The sequence below is a fragment of the Methanosarcina sp. 1.H.A.2.2 genome, assembly GCF_000979975.1.
Classification (GTDB): domain Archaea; phylum Halobacteriota; class Methanosarcinia; order Methanosarcinales; family Methanosarcinaceae; genus Methanosarcina.
Genome location: NZ_JJQL01000016.1, coordinates 1 through 15,623, shown reverse-complemented (window position 1 = coordinate 15,623; position 15,623 = coordinate 1). Strand labels below are relative to the sequence as shown.

The following is a 15,623-nucleotide window of genomic DNA, read 5'->3' as shown; positions in this document are numbered from 1 at the left end:
TTTTTAACTTATTTTCCTTCAGATAGTTTCTATTTGTTTCTATTTATTCCTTAATCTGAACTTATTTCTCTATTCTTTTCACTTTCAAATAGTTTCACTTTAGAATAGTCCCTCAAACTTTCACCTTCGGCAGTTGTTCAAACCTTTTCCGTACTTTTTTGCGAAATCTTTTTGAGCTTTAACAAATCAGAGTAGACCGTAACTATAAGTGAATCTAAACTGAAAATAAGCCTAAAAAATAGAAGTAATTTAAAATGAAGTAGCAGGTAAGAGATTAGAAATAAAAAATGGATAAAGCAGAAGATAAGGAATAAAAAACAGCTGAAATCATAAGAAACATGAAACTTAAAAAACTGAAAATTGGCAGGACAGAGCTTCCCGGAAACCTTCTCCTTGCACCTATGGCAGATGTAACAAATCTGGCTTTCAGACTGCTTTGCAGGCAGTACGGAGCTGACCTGACGTACACAGAGATGATCAATGTAAATGCCCTGCTCAATGAAAGCAGGAAATCTTTTATTAGAGGGCTGAGTTCTCCTGAAGACAGGCCCTTTGGGGTTCAGCTTGTGGGAGGCTGCCCTGAGAAACTGAGGGAAGCTGCACTTATTGTTGAAGAGGCATACAGTCCTGAAGTTATAGACATTAACATGGGCTGCCCCGCAAGATGCATCACAGGAGCTGGCTGCGGCTCAGCTCTCCTCAATTCTCCGGAACTTATCTATGCAATAATCTCAGAGCTTACAGATGCCCTGAAGACACCTGTCAGCGCAAAGATCCGCCTCCTTGGGAGAGAGGAAAAAACTCTTGAAATTGCCCGCCTGATAGAAAAAGCAGGGGCTTCGGCCCTGACCGTGCACGGCAGAACAGCAACACAGATGTACTCAGGCAGCTCGAACCTTATAGAAATAAAGGCCGTCAAAAATGAGCTTTCGATTCCTGTTATTGCAAACGGGGACATAAGGGATGAGGAGTCGGCAGAAAGAACTCTGGAACTGACAGGCTGTGACGGGCTTATGATAGGGCGCGCAGCAATGGGAAACCCTTTTATTTTCAGAAGGATCAGGCACTACCTGGAAACCGGTGAAAAACTTGAAGCGAATGAGCAGTCCCGGCAACTGGAGGATTTTGAAAAATATATTGCCCTCCTTGAGGAACACAACCTGCTCTCATCCATAAACCTCAGGACGCACGCACACTGGTTTACCAAAGGACTGCCCGGCTCGCGGCAGGTCAGGGAAAAAATGAATGGTTTGACGGATGGAAAGGCCATAACTGAACTGATGAGAAGTTCCTGCCAGAAAAAATATTAAAAGATCTTATCTTTTTAGAAATGAACATTGTTTACAACAGTTTTAGTAAAAAACATGGTTAAGAGACAGGTTAACCGGTGAAAAATAAAAATAAAACGTCTAAAAAATAATTAGGAATTAGAAGAATATATAAACAATTTTTCGACTTTCACCGAAAAACTAATAATAATCTACACAATTATCCATGAACTATCAGGCACAAAACGGCGTAAACATATAATTGAAAATATATTACACTCGAGATACCTATGATCCATTAATTATGAATACTTTCAGGTTAACAATTTGCCGTCCAAAGTTTCGAATTACTGCAAATCTGCTTTTGCATATTGCAGTGGTGCCTGAAGAAAAAAACCAGATACGGACCCGTACAAGGGTAGGTACGGAGTTCCTAATCTGACAAGAATTAATAGAGATTAACATCAGGTTAACTCGATTAACAGCAGTGTGCCGACAACTAAATTATAAGGTGCCATACAGACTGCCGAAAACAGCGAAAAATATTAGAAAAACATTAAATTAAAACCGCGTTTAGAAGGAGAATCCAGATGAAGGAAATCAGAATACACGGTCGAGGAGGCCAGGGTTCTGTTACTGCGGCTGAAATGATCTCCATTGCAGCTTTTGAAGACGGAAAATTCAGCCAGGCCTTCCCCGCTTTTGGGGTAGAGCGCAGAGGTGCCCCGGTGCAGGCATTCACCAGAATCAGTGATAGTCCTATCAGGCTCCGAAGCCAGATCTACGCCCCGGATTACGTTATTGTCCAGGATGCCACTCTGCTTGAAACCGTTGATGTTGCAAGCGGGATAAAAGACGATGGAGTCATCATAGTAAACACCACCGAAAAGCCGGAGAGCCTGAAACTTGACACAAAAGCCAGGGTTATGACCGTGGACGCCACAAAGGTGGCAATGGACATCATAGGCCTCCCTATTGTGAACACTGTCCTCCTGGGAGCTTTTGCAGGCGCGACCGGAGAGATCAATGTGGAATCCATTAAGAAAGCCGTAAGGGACCGCTTTTCCGGCAAAGTAGCCGAAAAAAACTCACAGGCTATCCAGAAAGCCTATGAGCTTATCAGGAGGAGAGAAGCATGAAGATCCCAATCGGAGGAGTTTGTGAACCGGGTTCGACCCTGGTAAACAAAACCGGAGGCTGGAGAAACTTCCGTCCCGTATATATTTACGAAAAATGTACCAAATGCGGAATCTGCGAGATTGTGTGCCCTGACATGTCAATCCATCTCAAAGAAGACGGCTTTTTCGAATACAACTACGACTACTGCAAGGGATGCGGCATCTGCGCAAATGAATGCCCTGCAGATGCAATTGAAATGATTCTGGAGGAGAAATAATGCCGCTCAATTCAGCTGACAAGGCCAAAATGGTCGTCGTGGAAGGCTCCTACGCAGTTGCCCATGCAGCAAAGGTCTCCCGTCCAAATGTGATTTCCGCTTATCCTATCACCCCTCAGACCCATATCGTTGAGGACTTATCTCAGTTTATAGCAGACGGGGAAATCCCGAATTGTGAATACATCAACGTGGAATCCGAATTCTCGGCAATTTCTGCCCTTGTGGGAGCCGCAGCTGTCGGAGCAAGGACATATTCCGCAACCACCTCCCAGGGGCTTTTGCTCATGCACGAGGTACTCTTCAACGCCGCAGGAATGAGGATGCCCATCATCATGACCGTGGCAAACAGAGCAGTCAGCGCCCCGATCAATATCTGGAACGATCACCAGGATGCAATTTCCCAGAGGGACACAGGCTGGCTCCAGCTCTATGCCGAGGATGTCCAGGAAGCAGCAGACATGGTCCCCCAGATCTTCAAGATCGCAGAGGACAAAGATGTGCTCCTGCCAGGCATGGCCTGTATGGACGGGTTTATCCTCTCCCACGTCTACGAACCCGTGGTGCTGCTTGAGCAGGACCTTACCGACGAGTTCCTGCCCAAATATGAGCCGGAATATGTGCTTGACCCCAAAAACCCGATGACCTTCGGAGCCTTTGCAGACCCCTCGACTTACACCGAATTCAGATACCTGCAGGAAAAGGCAATGCAGGCAGCACTTCCGAAGATCGAGGCTGTTTCCAAGGAATTCGCAGAGATCTTTGGCAGGGATCACGGAGGCCTTATCGACGGTTACCAGCTTGAAGATGCTGAAGTTGTAATCATGGCCATGGGCTCCCTGATAGGTACCCTCAAGGATGTAGTTGACGAGTACAGGGCAAAGGGCGAGAAGATCGGTATCCTGAAAGTCAGGTCCTTCAGGCCCTTCCCGAAGATGCAGATAAGAAAGGCCCTGGCAAAAGCCAATGCTGTGGTCGTGCTCGACAAGAACATCTCCCTCGGAACCAACGAAGGTGCCCTCTTTACCGAGACCAAGTCCTGCATGTACAACAGCAGGTGCGATATTCCGATTATTGGCTACACCTTAAACCACGGTGGCCGCGATGTTCAAGTGGAGCTTGTCAGGAAGATAATCGAAGAGACCAAAAAGGTCGCAAAATCCGGTATTACGGTTGAAAGCCAGTTTGCTGACGTCAAGGAGGAGTTGCTATGAGTAAACCCGCACCAAAAACCTACCTTGCTCCGGGACACAGGGGCTGTGCAGGCTGCTGTGACGCCCTTGCCGCAAAGTTCATGCTTATGGGCGCAGGCTCGGACTGCATCATCATTAACCCAACAGGCTGCCTGGAAGTTATGACTACACCCTTCCCGGAATCTGCCTGGCAGGTCCCGTGGATACACTCCCTCTTCGAAAACGGAGGCGCAGTGGCATCAGGTGTCGAGGCAGCTCTTAAGGCCCTCGGCAGGAAAGGAAACACCAGGGTCATCGGAGTAGGTGGCGACGGCTCGACAATGGACATCGGGATTCGGTCTCTCTCAGGCGCTTTTGAGCGGGGCCACGACCTCACCTACGTCTGTGTAGACAACGAAGCCTACATGAACACCGGGATCCAGAGAAGCTCCGGAACCCCCTTCGATGCTTCCACAACAACAAGCCCTGCAGGCAAAGTCTCCTTTGGAAACCAGCGCCCGAAGAAGGACATGCCCGCTATCATGGTAGCCCACGGCTCTCCGTATGTGGCCACAACCTCAATCGGCTTCCCAAGGGACATGATCAGGAAAGTCAAGAAAGCCACCGAAACTGTGGGCCCGACCTACATCCACGCCCACGCTCCCTGTCCAACTGGCTGGGGTTTTGACGGCTCCAAGACCATCGAGCTTGCAAAACTCGCAGTCGAAACCTGCCTCTGGCCGATGTACGAAATGGAAAACGGCGAGATCACCCAGGTCAGAAAAGTCAAGGACCCAAGGCCTGTCGAGGAATACCTCAGAGCCCAGAAGCGGTTCAAACACCTCTTCACCATGGAAGGCGGAGACAAAGAAATCGCAAAGATCCAGGCCGCTGCAGACTGGAACATAAAACACTACGGACTTCAGTAAAAACTGAAGTTCTACTTTTTTATTTTACTTTTATTTTTTTTATTGAGTTTTTTTAATCTTTTTGATTTTTTAGATCATCAGGGTATGATTTCTGGATGTTACTTTTTTGATTCGACCCCCCTTTAATCATCCCAAGTTTAGTCAAGAATGATTATTTAAAAGGAAACGTTCGTCTTTTTTTCAGGTTTTTTGCCTTATAAGGGGAGAGATATTGCTGAGCTGTGTCAAAATTTTAAAAACTAAAATCTTAAACATCATTTGAAAAAAAATTGATTTTTTCCTCCATGACAATGTGAATTAAATAAAGATTAGATAAAGAGTTTTTAAGATCGAAAAAAAGAAACATTCAAAAAAAATAGAATGGAAAAAACATTTAAAAGCTCTTAAAAAGCAAAAATAAAGCTTTAAAATCCTAAAAAACAGACTAAATTATATCAAATATTTTAGATCTAAAATTATATATTACAAGGTATCTTATAATTAATATTGTCATTAGTATTGTACAATAAAATACAATAAGTCTGACGATTAAAGATTCAATGGGAAGGGAAAAAAGAATAAGAAATTAGAATTTGTTTAACTTTGGTTTTACTGTTCAAAAAAATGATTTTCTAAACTTATTTAGTCTCAACATTATTTCCAAAATTTATTCAATAAGGAGTGAGGAATTAAAAACTGGTGTTTGTCCAGCTTAGATTATCTTTTCGACAAATGTTGATTTTTTTGAGATTAATTCTAAATATAGATTCAAATTTTGAGAAGAAAATCTGGAAGTGAATAAATGAGAAAGAATATTACAAGCTTTGTGGGGATGACCATGCTATCCATCAAACATTGGATGAGAAAAAACAGGATATATTCGCTCTTTTCGCTGATGTTTTCAGTGATGCTGATCATGTCCAATGCGGCACCATTTATGCAAGTCGCATCGGCAACCGCATCCTCCGACCAACTGGAAACCGAATCTGACAGTGAAACAGCACCTATAAAAGTAACTTCGGCGTGCGAACCCGGTCCAGCATATAGAATAGAAAAGTGCATTACAGACGTAAATTGCGGTGGATCGAAAGCCAGTGTAAAAAAGGCAGGAGATATCATAACCTACCGGATAACAGTGACTAACACCGGAGATGTCGACCTGACAAATGTAACTGTCACAGACAAGTTAATTGAAACTCTAACAGGGCCAACAAAGTCAAAGGATACCGATGGAATTCTGAATGTAGGAGAGATATGGACATATACCGGCAGCTACACGGTAACGCAGGAAGACATAGACACCAACGGGGGATGTGATGGATACATCGATAACGTAGCAATGGTAGACTGTGATCAGCTGGAGCCAAAATGTGACAGTGTCAGGGTACTGATAGAAGAAGCATCCACAGGAGATGATTCAACAGGAGATAATTCGACTGGAGATGATTCAACAGGAGATGATTCGACTGGAGATGATTCAACAGGAGATGATTCGACAGAAGGGAACCCGGATTATATTATATACAAATCAATAATCGGAGCTGATGAAGCCGGAGATAGTATAGTCAACAAAGCTGGAGACATAATAGAATATCAGATAATGGTGAAGAATGAAGGCAGCGCGAACTTAACAGGAGTTTCAGTAAGTGACCCGATGATTACATTGACAGGGCCGACTGGAGATGATGTTGACTCAGGAGTGTTGAATCCGGGAGAGACATGGAAATTCTTCGGAAACTATACGTTAACCCAGGACGATATTAACAGTAACGGTGGTGGGGACGGATTTATCGAAAATACGGCAATAGTAAGTTGCAACGAAATTCCTGATGAAAGCAGCAGTGTACAACAACTGATCGTCCTTAGCTCAGCCGATATTGATAGCAGTGGTGATGCTCGTAGCGCCCACCACAGTAATGGTGGCACTGGTCACGCCCGTATCATCTCTAAACCTACCACAAACGTTGAAGTGAACGAAACTACATGGAAAGAAACTGACACTGAAACGCAGCTTGGACCTGATATTAAAAACTTTGAACAAAACACTGAAAGTGCCGAAGCAGATGTTGAAAAGGAACCAGAGCAGGAAAGCGCAGGTATACCTGGGTTTGAAATCGTTTATGGTGCAGTCGGACTGCTTGCTGCAATATTCCTGTATAGAAGGAAGTAAAAACAAAGCGAATCAGATAAAAAAAGCATTAAAAGAGAACAAGGCTTAGAAAAAATTAGATGAGGGAATTAAGCCTTCATCTAATTGTACATTTTTATTTTCACCCAAAGAAGAAATGTTTGTACATTTTTATTCTCACCCAAAGAAGAAATGTTTGTACATTTTTATTCTCGGCTCAAGAAAAGATGTACAAGAAATGTGCTGTCTGTTTTGGTCCATTTCAAAGAGCAGCAAACCAGGAAAAACGAGGGATTGTTAGAGGCGTTAGAGGCGTTAAACCGTTAAAAAACAAAGAAATATAACTACGTTCGAAACTAACTAAACCTAAAACAGATTTATACATCGAATGGTGTAGGCATCTGTTTTGTAATGCCGTTTTTTAAGCACCATTTTTCAAAGATTCCGTTTTGTGCCGTTTTTAAGGGATATCGTTTTTTAGGATATCGTTTTTCAAGATATCGTTTTTCAAGATATCGTTTTTCAAGATATCGTTTTTCAAGATATCGTTTTTCAAGATATCGTTTTTCAAGATATCGTTTTTCAAGATATCGTTTTTTAGGATATCGTTTTTTAGGATATCGTTTTTTAGGATATCGTTTTTTAGGATATCGTTTTTCAAGACACCGTTTTTTATGTACCGTTTTTTCACAGATGCCTTGCACGCCAAATATCTTTTCCTAAATATAAGACTACGGATGTACTGAAAATTGAATATAAGTCTCCAGAGGTACTGTAAATTCATCCGAAAGTATGAGGCTAAAATCAAAAACAGAAGAGCTTTTGTGTATTTTTAGAAATTTTTAAGTGGGTTTCAGCTCCTTAAAAAGCTTTAGATTTAGATCAATTTTAAATTTACAAAGCATGGATTTTACAAAGCTCAGGTTTGTAAAACTTAGATTTGATAAAATTTTAGACGTAGGCAAAAAGAGGGTCGTGTCCCCAAGTTATTGAATAGGTACTCTAAACGTTAATAATTCCTTTAAACTCCATATGTGATCAGTTATTCTTTCTGCCATTGCCGGGGTTCTTTGGAACCATCTTCTATTTCCAAAGTATATTTTTAATCTTAGGGACTTATGAGGTTTTATAAAGTTATACCATGCTTGGAAGAAATCAAAAGCTTTCTGATGCATTTTAATTGTTTTACTGAAATTCATCCCTTTTCTTATGAATCTTGCAAGAGATGTTCTAATTGTGAGATTTATCCTTTCTACGTATGAAGTACCAATGTAGTCATCCAAATCAGCTTCAAGCATATTGAATATCTCTTGAGGATCTCCAAAGATGATACGTTGAATTGTTTCAACTACATACCCTTTTACTTTTTTCTTGCATACTTTTATGTATTTTAAATCGTAACTATTCAGCCACTGATAAAAAAAGTATGTTTATTCAGCAAACTGCTGCAATTCTCAGGATAATAGCGGCGCTCCTTTGAGCGCCGCAAGAATAGCATCTATAACATTCAAACCGTTCTTTCTAATTGTAGAAATGTAAGCTCTCATTCTGCAGAAAGCTTCCGCTCCTTGTATGGTTCTGAAAGTTCCTGATATTTTCTGTTGTAGTTTCATCATTCTGATGTCTCTTTCTGCCTGATTATTCTCAAATGGAACTTTCAAATCTGTCAGGAATCTTAGAATCGGTTCCTTGTATTCTATAAACCTATCAAGTAGATTCCTTGCTTTGGTTTTTGGATTCTTACCACGTTTTCCTTGTTTTTGAGGGTTTAGAGAAGGTGGATTTTCTTCAATTCCTTTCATGATGATAGCATCGAACCTTTCTTCCAATGCTTTAATTTGCTCAAAATCTAACTCTTGAATTTGCTCTTTACACTCATCAGTATAGTTTTTCATATCAGTGAGCAGTTCATTCATTTCTTTAGCCCACTGCTGTTTATAGTTTTCTTCAATTCCAGTAAGTTCTCTCTGTAGATGAGCATTGCAAAGTGAATGGTCGCATTCATATTTGTTGTAGGGTTTCCATCCGTCGTGAACTGCTACTCCCTTAAATTCCGAAAGAATTCCCATAGAATCCATTGCTTCTGACCCTCTTTTTGGATGAGCGAAATAACATGTGTATTTGTTATTGGAAGCTACATGAAGCCAATGCCTTTCTCCCTTAATTTTCATCCCAGTTTCATCACAATGAATAACTGAAGAAGTTAGTAACTTCTCCCTAATCACGTTTTCAAATTCCTCTAAATTCTGGAAACATTCTTTTTCTGCTCTAATTATCGTAGCAGGACAGATTTTTATCCCCATAACGTCATCAAAAAACTCAGAAATCCTTTCATAGGGGATAAACTGGTAGTTTTTACAGTAAATAGCTGAAGCTAAAATATTAGGGCCATACTGAACTGGATATTTCACAGGTTCAGGAAAAACAGCTTTATTTGATCTTCCACAGTGAGGACAGGTCTTAATCTGACTTCGATGTTCTGTAACAACTAGATTTACAGGAGGGATATCAAAGACTTGTCTTCTCTCATAAGCTTCAGCTTCAACATTCTCAAGAGTATGTCCACATTCTTCACAGCAACTCAAAGAATGTTCTACTATCTACTCAGGATCATTAGTCATTTCAAGAGTTGTCCCTTGATGACCTTCTTGACCTCCAGCTTTCTTGCCACTCTTTTTGCGGAGACTCTTAGGATTAGGTTTCTCTTTGATAAAGAAATCAGTAGAAGGAGGTCTACTGCTGTTACGACTGTTTTGGTTTAAACGAGATTCTAAGGCTATCAATCTTTCAGTGAGTTCTTTAATTTGAGATTCAAGACTCACAATGTAAGCAATAACTTCAGGGTTTGAAGCACACAAAGTAAGAATCTCTTCACGTTTCACAACTGAAAAAAGAAATCATTTTATATCCAATTTTTCCTCGGAACGAGGAAAATTGGTAGCCTTCACAAGGCTACCTGAATAGTTACTTTAAATCTTCAACTGGAATCAGTTTAGGTAGCGGTTTCCGTCCAATACCCTTGTATTGTGGCAACTCAATTTTACCATAAATGTTTACAAGTCCTTCTTCAAAGGCATCCCAATCATCGGAGGTAAATACATGAAGAGGAGAAGATGCGCTCCGCATCTTCTCAACCTCGGTAAATAGATCAATAGCATCCTCTGTACTACGTTTTCCTTCATGATGGAAAAGGAACAATCTTGTGTCGCTTTTGATTGCTGTAAGCGAGTAGACGTCACCATACTCTTCAGAATCTTCTTCAGTTACATTTTTTTGCTTTTTTTATATATGACCAGATCTCATCAACCTCTACTCTCTTAAGATTAAGATTTCTGAGAAAATAAGTTGTAACTTCTTTTGAATGAGTTCCTGCAATCTTAAGCCATCTACAAATTGTGTCTTTACTATGTCCAGTAGCTCTTGCAACTCCACGAATACTTCCTTTCTCAGGAATCATAGCTAATGTCCTAAGGACTTCTTCCTCAGGAGTATCAAGTCCGAAAAATACTGTTCCTTTTGTTTCACTAAAGCAACGATTACAGGTTTTACATTTAAGAAGTACATGATTATTTTTACCATATCTCTCTTTAAAGACTATATTTCCCTGATTTTGAATGCCATAATCAGGACAATCTTTGTTCCAGCAAAAAAATTGTGAAAAATCGATCTCAGAAGTGATTCAAATACCCCAAAATAATACTAAATTCTAAATTATATAAAACTAAATCAACGATTTGAGGACACGACCAAAAAGAGAGGGGTTGTAGAAATGAAATACAAGAAAAAAAGAATAGAAAAAAGTAAGCTGCCTGAGGATTAAATGTCAACTAAGGGCAGCTGCCTTCTAAGGTCTGGCAAATAACCTTCTCTGTGAAGGGCAATCTTATAATCACTTATTGCTCTGCATACCCTGTGTGTATATTTTATGCAGTCGGTACCAACTTCACCTTTAAACAACAGCTTTTCTGTCTTTTCTATGAATTCCGGATAGGTAAATAACAGTTCTTCTTTGGTGTGCAGGAAAAGAGCTGTAAAGTCCCTGTGGATACCCATGCTTCTTTTAAGCAGCTCAACGTTGAGGTGACCCTCAGAGAGGTAGCTGTTGAATTTCACAAACGTATAAAAGTCTGCGATGTTCTGATTTAAGGAGTTTAGGATTGAATATAGCACATTATCGGTTTCCGGAAGGAGGATATCCGGAAGATTGAGGTTTTCGCCATCAAATGTTTCGTTTTCTTCAATATTTTGATCCCGGGTTGTTTCACGGTCCATTTTATCACCCTGGTATGACGTTTATATTTAAAGGATTATATTTAAGGGTTTATATTTTAATAGGTGGATCTGGCTGTTTCCGCTTTATAGCAACGGAACCAGTCTTTTACCTTTTAGAGGTGGCTTTCGGATACACCTACTGGCTTGTTATGGAGGTGGCATAAGTTTATCAGTTGAAGTGCATCCAAGTACTATATGCCCTGTGCAGGCTGCCTTAACCTGCTACAAGTGCATCGCTTCCCCACTAGAAGCGGCTTTGTGGCATTTCACATGGAGCTTTGGACTCCGTTTTTGAATTCCATTTTGGACTCCGTTTTTCCATTACCAATTAACTCCAGAGATGCTGATCTTGCAGTTCTGATCCTGAAGTCGTATAAAATAAACTTGATTTAACAATTAGGCTTCTTGCATTTTACCATATATAAAATTATGTCTTAATAAAACTAACGAAATATAATTTTATAGTTGGTTGCAGTTAGTTATGCGAAAAGAAAGTTGGAAAGTGCGTAATATACTGAAAGATGATAGAATATATATCTGAGCCTCATGCCCGAGTCCTGTACATTATAATTAATCTCAGAAAAAATTTATTTTTGAACCTTAATTTATTTTTGAACCTCAATTTATTTTTGAACTTTTAGTGAACAGTCAGACATGTTCACTAAATACACTTATAATAGAGGTGCCGGCAAGTTCAAAAAACCTTTAAAAAACAACGGCATGTTTTCAGCTCTTCGAAACATGCCTGCTCTCGAGTATATCCATCCCGACAGCTACAAACCCATATACAAAGCTCAGTACAAGAATAATAGTGGCTCCCGATGGAACATCCAGAGCATATGAAAGGCCTATTCCGGTAACACTGATCACGATCCCGAAGACAGTGGAGATAAGCATCATCCGCTTCAGGTTATTGGTGAATTTACGGCTCAGGGTTGCAGGAATGGTCAGAAGGGCGATCACAAGGATAATTCCCACGACTTTGATAAGGACAACAATTGTAAGGGCAATAATACAGAGAAGGAGGAGATAGAGCTTTTCGGTAGGGACGCCCTGGACAGTTGTGAACTCTTCATCAAAGCATAAAGAAAGAAATTCCTTATAGAACAGATAGACCGCACCCACTATGACGATATCAAGAACCAGCATCAGGTACAGGTCAAGCCGGGGAACCGTAAGGATATTTCCAAAGAGGTAGGTCATCAGGTCCGGGGCATATCCAGGAGTAAGATAGACAAAAATAACTCCCAGAGCCATTCCAAGAGACCAGAGAATGCCTATTGCACTGTCTTCCGGGATTTTAGATTTCTTGCTTACGATGCCCATGACAAGAGCGGAGAGCAAGCTGAAAGGAAGAACTCCGAACATGGGGTTTATCCCTAAATAATAACCAAGCCCGACCCCTCCGAAAGAGGCATGGGCAATCCCACCGCTGATGAAGACGATCTTTTTAACGACAACGTAGGCGCCTATGATTCCGCAGGCAACGCTTGCAAGGATTGCGGCTATAAGGGCGTTCTGTATAAAAGTATATTGCAGAAGATCAAACATTTTTTTATTTCTCCTTGAGAGACTTTTTTCGAACCCAATCTTGATCTTCAGGAACTCCCTTTGTGCCTTTCCAGCACTCTGTGGGGCACTCCATGAGCAATTAGTTCGACAGGGCACTGGTAGGTGGCTTCCAGGTCCTCAACCGAGATTTCTCTTGAGTTATGGTAGTGAAGCGTGCGGTTCAGGCAGGCTATCCTGTCCACATAGACAGAAACTGCACTGAGGTCATGTGTGACCATAATGACTGCCATTTCCTGCTTGAGCCTGTCCAGGAGTCGGTAGAGTTCATCCTGCATGTGAGGATCAAGCCCGGTATTGGGTTCGTCAAGAAGCAGGAGTTTAGGGTTCGTTGCAAGAGCACGGGCAATAAAAACCCTCTGCCGCTGCCCACCCGAGAGCTGGCCTATCTGCCGGTCCTTAAGGTCGAACATTTCCACTGTTTTCAGAGCCTCTTCAGCAGCCTTTTTGTCCTCGTCACTGTACTTTTTCAGAAAACCCGTATGGCTCATCCTGCCTGTCAGGACGACTTCCCAGACACTGATCGGAAAATCAAAGTCAAAACCTTTGTACTGGGGGACATACCCTACAAGGTCTCTGCTTTTTTCCGGAGGCTTCCCAAAGAGTTTCACGCTGCCTTTATAGGGCTTCAAAAGCCCAAGGAGCACTTTGAGAAATGTGGTCTTTCCCCCACCATTGGGTCCAATAATCCCAAGCAACCCATTGGGCTCTTTTAATTCCAGACTTACGGCCTCAAGGATTGTCTGGTTTCCGTAGCGGACCCAGACATCCTCTAGCTCTATAACCTTCTCCATTACCCTTCCTTCAGACTATCGTTTTTATCTTATCCCGAATTATGTTCTTTTTATATTTAGCTATAGAACCTGAATACTGATTTTACACAAGGTTTCTGGCAAAGACATCGGACACGTTGTCCATGTTTGCAATGTAATCCTTTGCAAGAGGGTCAACAGCCACAACTTCGCCGCCAATTTCTTGAGCTACAACTTCCGCACTCCGCGGGCTGAACTGAGACTGGACAAAGATAACCTTGACCTTCTTTTCCTTTGCAAGATCTATAAGCTTCGCGAGATCCCGCGCACTCGGCTCTTTTCCTTCAACCTCAACAGGAATCATAGTAAGCCCGTAATCTGCGGCAAAATATCCCCAGGATGGATGATAAACCATGAAATTTCTTTCCTCGCTTCCTTCCAGCTTTTCCCGAATCCTCGCATCCAGAGCATCCAGCTCTTCAAGGTAAGCATCTCTATTTTGAGTATAGTAAGCTTTGTTTTCAGGGTCCAGTTCCACAAGTCCTTCATAAATATCTTCGACCATCATTTTTGCGTTTGCAGGAGATGTCCAGATGTGGGGATCCAGTCCTTCATGATCCTCATCGCTTTCTTCTTTGTTCCCGGCTTCAAGCTCTTCATCATGTTTCTCAAGCTCTCTCAGTTCGAGCCCTTTGGAGCAATTTACAATCAGAGTGCCACTATTCATGGTCTCGAATTTGTCAATCCAGACTTTCTCAAAGGGCATACCAACCCCGACTGTCACTAACATGCTGGCTTTGCTAATTTCCTGGACTTCCTTTGGAGAAAGTTCATAGGTGTGAGGATCTGCTCCGGGAGGGATAATGACAACGGTTTTTACTTTATCTCCTCCGACTTTTTCTACAAATTCAGCCAGGGGAACAACACTTACGGCAACTGTTATGGGCTCGTCCGTTCCTGACATTTCAGTTTCCTGTTCTTTAGTCTTATTATCTCCGGAATCGCCGGCATCTGTACACCCACTGATAAAAATGCTCAGACCAACAATCAAAAGTACTAATATAGGCATGATTTTTAATTTCATAATTGAGCTCCTGTTTTTTCACTTTCATTTTTACTTCATTGCTTCAATCAGTTTCATTTCTGGAAGGGACTGATATAAGACTGAAATAAGGATGAAATAAGGAAGAAATAAGGATGAAATAAGGATGAAATAAGGATGAAATAAGGATGAAATAAGGATGAAATAAGGATGAAATAATGAAGATAAATTTGGCATATACCCAATAATTTAACTCATATACAAGATTTCTTGGGGTTAACCCAACTTTATCTCAAAACCGGATCAAAGGCTTTATTCAACTCCCCATTCATGCTGGCAATTAATGACAATGCTCCTCATGAAAGCATTTCTCGTGGCTTATTTCTCCGCATACCCCGACCATCGGATGACCCATTGAGTTGCAGATTTTGTTTACCGCATCCCTGGAAACAAAAGCTTCAAAGCGAGAAACCTCAGCACATGCATCCTCCGTCGAAAGGCCGTAATGAGTAAAGAGAAGACTCAAAATCCTGTGTCTCCGGACAAGAAATTCTGCATATGCCTTTCCCATTTCTGTCAGATCCACACCCCTGTATGGAACATGGTTCAGGTAGCCAGCAGTTGCAAGTTCAGTTAAGGTCTTGCTTATTGTTGAAGGATCGACCTGCAGGCAGGAGGAAATTTCAGTAGTTTTTACAGTGCCTCTTTTTTCAAAAATAAACTTGAGGTAATCTGCCTTTCTCGGAGAGAGCTCAAGGCCCGTAAAATCAGGATAATTTTGCTCATTCATATAGATAAATATAAAAAACTGGTATTTATTGTTTGTCATGTACCAAATTACAAATATATATTTGTAGTATATCAAACTTAGAGCTCACCGGAATATACCTCCGGCAAAAAATGAAAGGCATTAAAATCGAAGGAATTAGGTTCCAGTATAAAAAAAACCGGCAAGTATGAAGAACTCAGTAAGTATAAAAAACATAAAAAATATGAAAGAACCGGCAAGAATAGAAATCTTACCGGAGTTTATACTTTATGATTAAAAGTGATATCATTCGGCTTATTTTTCATAGGGTCTAACGAATTTTAATTATTTGTCACCAAATCTTACTCATA

The 15,623-nt window shown here is 41.2% G+C and carries 15 protein-coding genes and 1 pseudogene; 6 read left to right on the top strand and 10 right to left on the bottom strand.

Annotation, left to right across the window (positions count from 1 at the left end; translation table 11 throughout):
- Positions 1-338: 338 nt before the first annotated feature.
- The 6 genes from dusB (at position 339) to EO93_RS02920 (ending at position 6,911) form a co-directional block, all read left to right on the top strand.
- Entirely contained in the window at positions 339-1,310 is a 972-nt protein-coding gene (gene dusB / locus EO93_RS02945) for a tRNA dihydrouridine synthase DusB (RefSeq protein ID WP_048133144.1), read from the top strand.
- Between the two features lie 548 nt (positions 1,311-1,858).
- Positions 1,859-2,407, top strand: a complete 549-nt coding sequence (locus EO93_RS02940) for a pyruvate ferredoxin oxidoreductase subunit gamma (protein WP_048138621.1) — start codon at positions 1,859-1,861, stop codon at positions 2,405-2,407.
- Positions 2,404-2,664 (top strand): pyruvate synthase subunit PorD, encoded by a 261-nt coding sequence (porD, locus tag EO93_RS02935; RefSeq protein WP_048133149.1) that lies wholly within the window; start codon positions 2,404-2,406, stop codon positions 2,662-2,664. Before EO93_RS02940 ends, porD begins: the two co-directional genes overlap by 4 nt.
- On the top strand, positions 2,664-3,875 hold the full coding sequence (gene porA / locus EO93_RS02930) for a pyruvate synthase subunit PorA (protein ID WP_048161074.1): 1,212 nt from the start codon (positions 2,664-2,666) through the stop codon (positions 3,873-3,875). Before porD ends, porA begins: the two co-directional genes overlap by 1 nt.
- On the top strand, positions 3,872-4,762 hold the full coding sequence (gene porB / locus EO93_RS02925) for a pyruvate synthase subunit PorB (protein ID WP_048133159.1): 891 nt from the start codon (positions 3,872-3,874) through the stop codon (positions 4,760-4,762). Before porA ends, porB begins: the two co-directional genes overlap by 4 nt.
- Positions 4,763-5,678: 916 nt before the next feature.
- A complete protein-coding gene (locus EO93_RS02920; RefSeq protein ID WP_235284086.1) occupies positions 5,679-6,911 on the top strand; it encodes a PGF-CTERM sorting domain-containing protein in 1,233 nt (410 codons plus the stop codon).
- A gap of 335 nt (positions 6,912-7,246) precedes the next feature.
- Here EO93_RS02920 and EO93_RS02915 read toward each other — a convergent pair whose 3' ends face one another.
- The 10 genes and pseudogenes from EO93_RS02915 to EO93_RS02870 form a co-directional block, all read right to left on the bottom strand.
- Positions 7,247-7,573, bottom strand: a complete 327-nt coding sequence (locus EO93_RS02915) for a hypothetical protein (protein ID WP_156161216.1) — start codon at positions 7,571-7,573, stop codon at positions 7,247-7,249.
- Positions 7,574-7,855: 282 nt separating this feature from the next.
- Complete coding sequence (locus tag EO93_RS02910; RefSeq protein WP_156161215.1) at positions 7,856-8,167, bottom strand: IS1 family transposase; 312 nt, start codon at positions 8,165-8,167, stop codon at positions 7,856-7,858.
- Between the two features lie 156 nt (positions 8,168-8,323).
- A pseudogene (gene tnpC / locus EO93_RS02905) lies at positions 8,324-9,751 on the bottom strand (IS66 family transposase).
- Between the two features lie 82 nt (positions 9,752-9,833).
- A complete protein-coding gene (locus EO93_RS16460) occupies positions 9,834-10,067 on the bottom strand; it encodes a hypothetical protein (RefSeq protein ID WP_052735372.1) in 234 nt (77 codons plus the stop codon).
- Positions 10,068-10,128: 61 nt separating this feature from the next.
- A complete protein-coding gene (locus EO93_RS16455) occupies positions 10,129-10,326 on the bottom strand; it encodes a hypothetical protein (protein WP_052735371.1) in 198 nt (65 codons plus the stop codon).
- Between the two features lie 359 nt (positions 10,327-10,685).
- Positions 10,686-11,141 carry a hypothetical protein gene (locus EO93_RS02890; RefSeq protein WP_048133162.1) on the bottom strand — a complete coding sequence of 152 codons (456 nt, stop codon included), beginning with the start codon at positions 11,139-11,141 and terminating at the stop codon, positions 10,686-10,688.
- A gap of 726 nt (positions 11,142-11,867) precedes the next feature.
- Positions 11,868-12,692, bottom strand: coding sequence for a metal ABC transporter permease (locus tag EO93_RS02885; RefSeq protein WP_048135257.1), 825 nt, complete (start codon positions 12,690-12,692; stop codon positions 11,868-11,870).
- 47 nt (positions 12,693-12,739) lie between these two features.
- Complete coding sequence (locus EO93_RS02880; protein ID WP_048135259.1) at positions 12,740-13,504, bottom strand: metal ABC transporter ATP-binding protein; 765 nt, start codon at positions 13,502-13,504, stop codon at positions 12,740-12,742.
- A gap of 82 nt (positions 13,505-13,586) precedes the next feature.
- Positions 13,587-14,546 (bottom strand): metal ABC transporter solute-binding protein, Zn/Mn family, encoded by a 960-nt coding sequence (locus EO93_RS02875; RefSeq protein WP_048161068.1) that lies wholly within the window; start codon positions 14,544-14,546, stop codon positions 13,587-13,589.
- A gap of 298 nt (positions 14,547-14,844) precedes the next feature.
- Positions 14,845-15,294, bottom strand: a complete 450-nt coding sequence (locus EO93_RS02870; protein WP_048135293.1) for a metal-dependent transcriptional regulator — start codon at positions 15,292-15,294, stop codon at positions 14,845-14,847.
- Between the last annotated feature and the right edge of the window lie 329 nt (positions 15,295-15,623).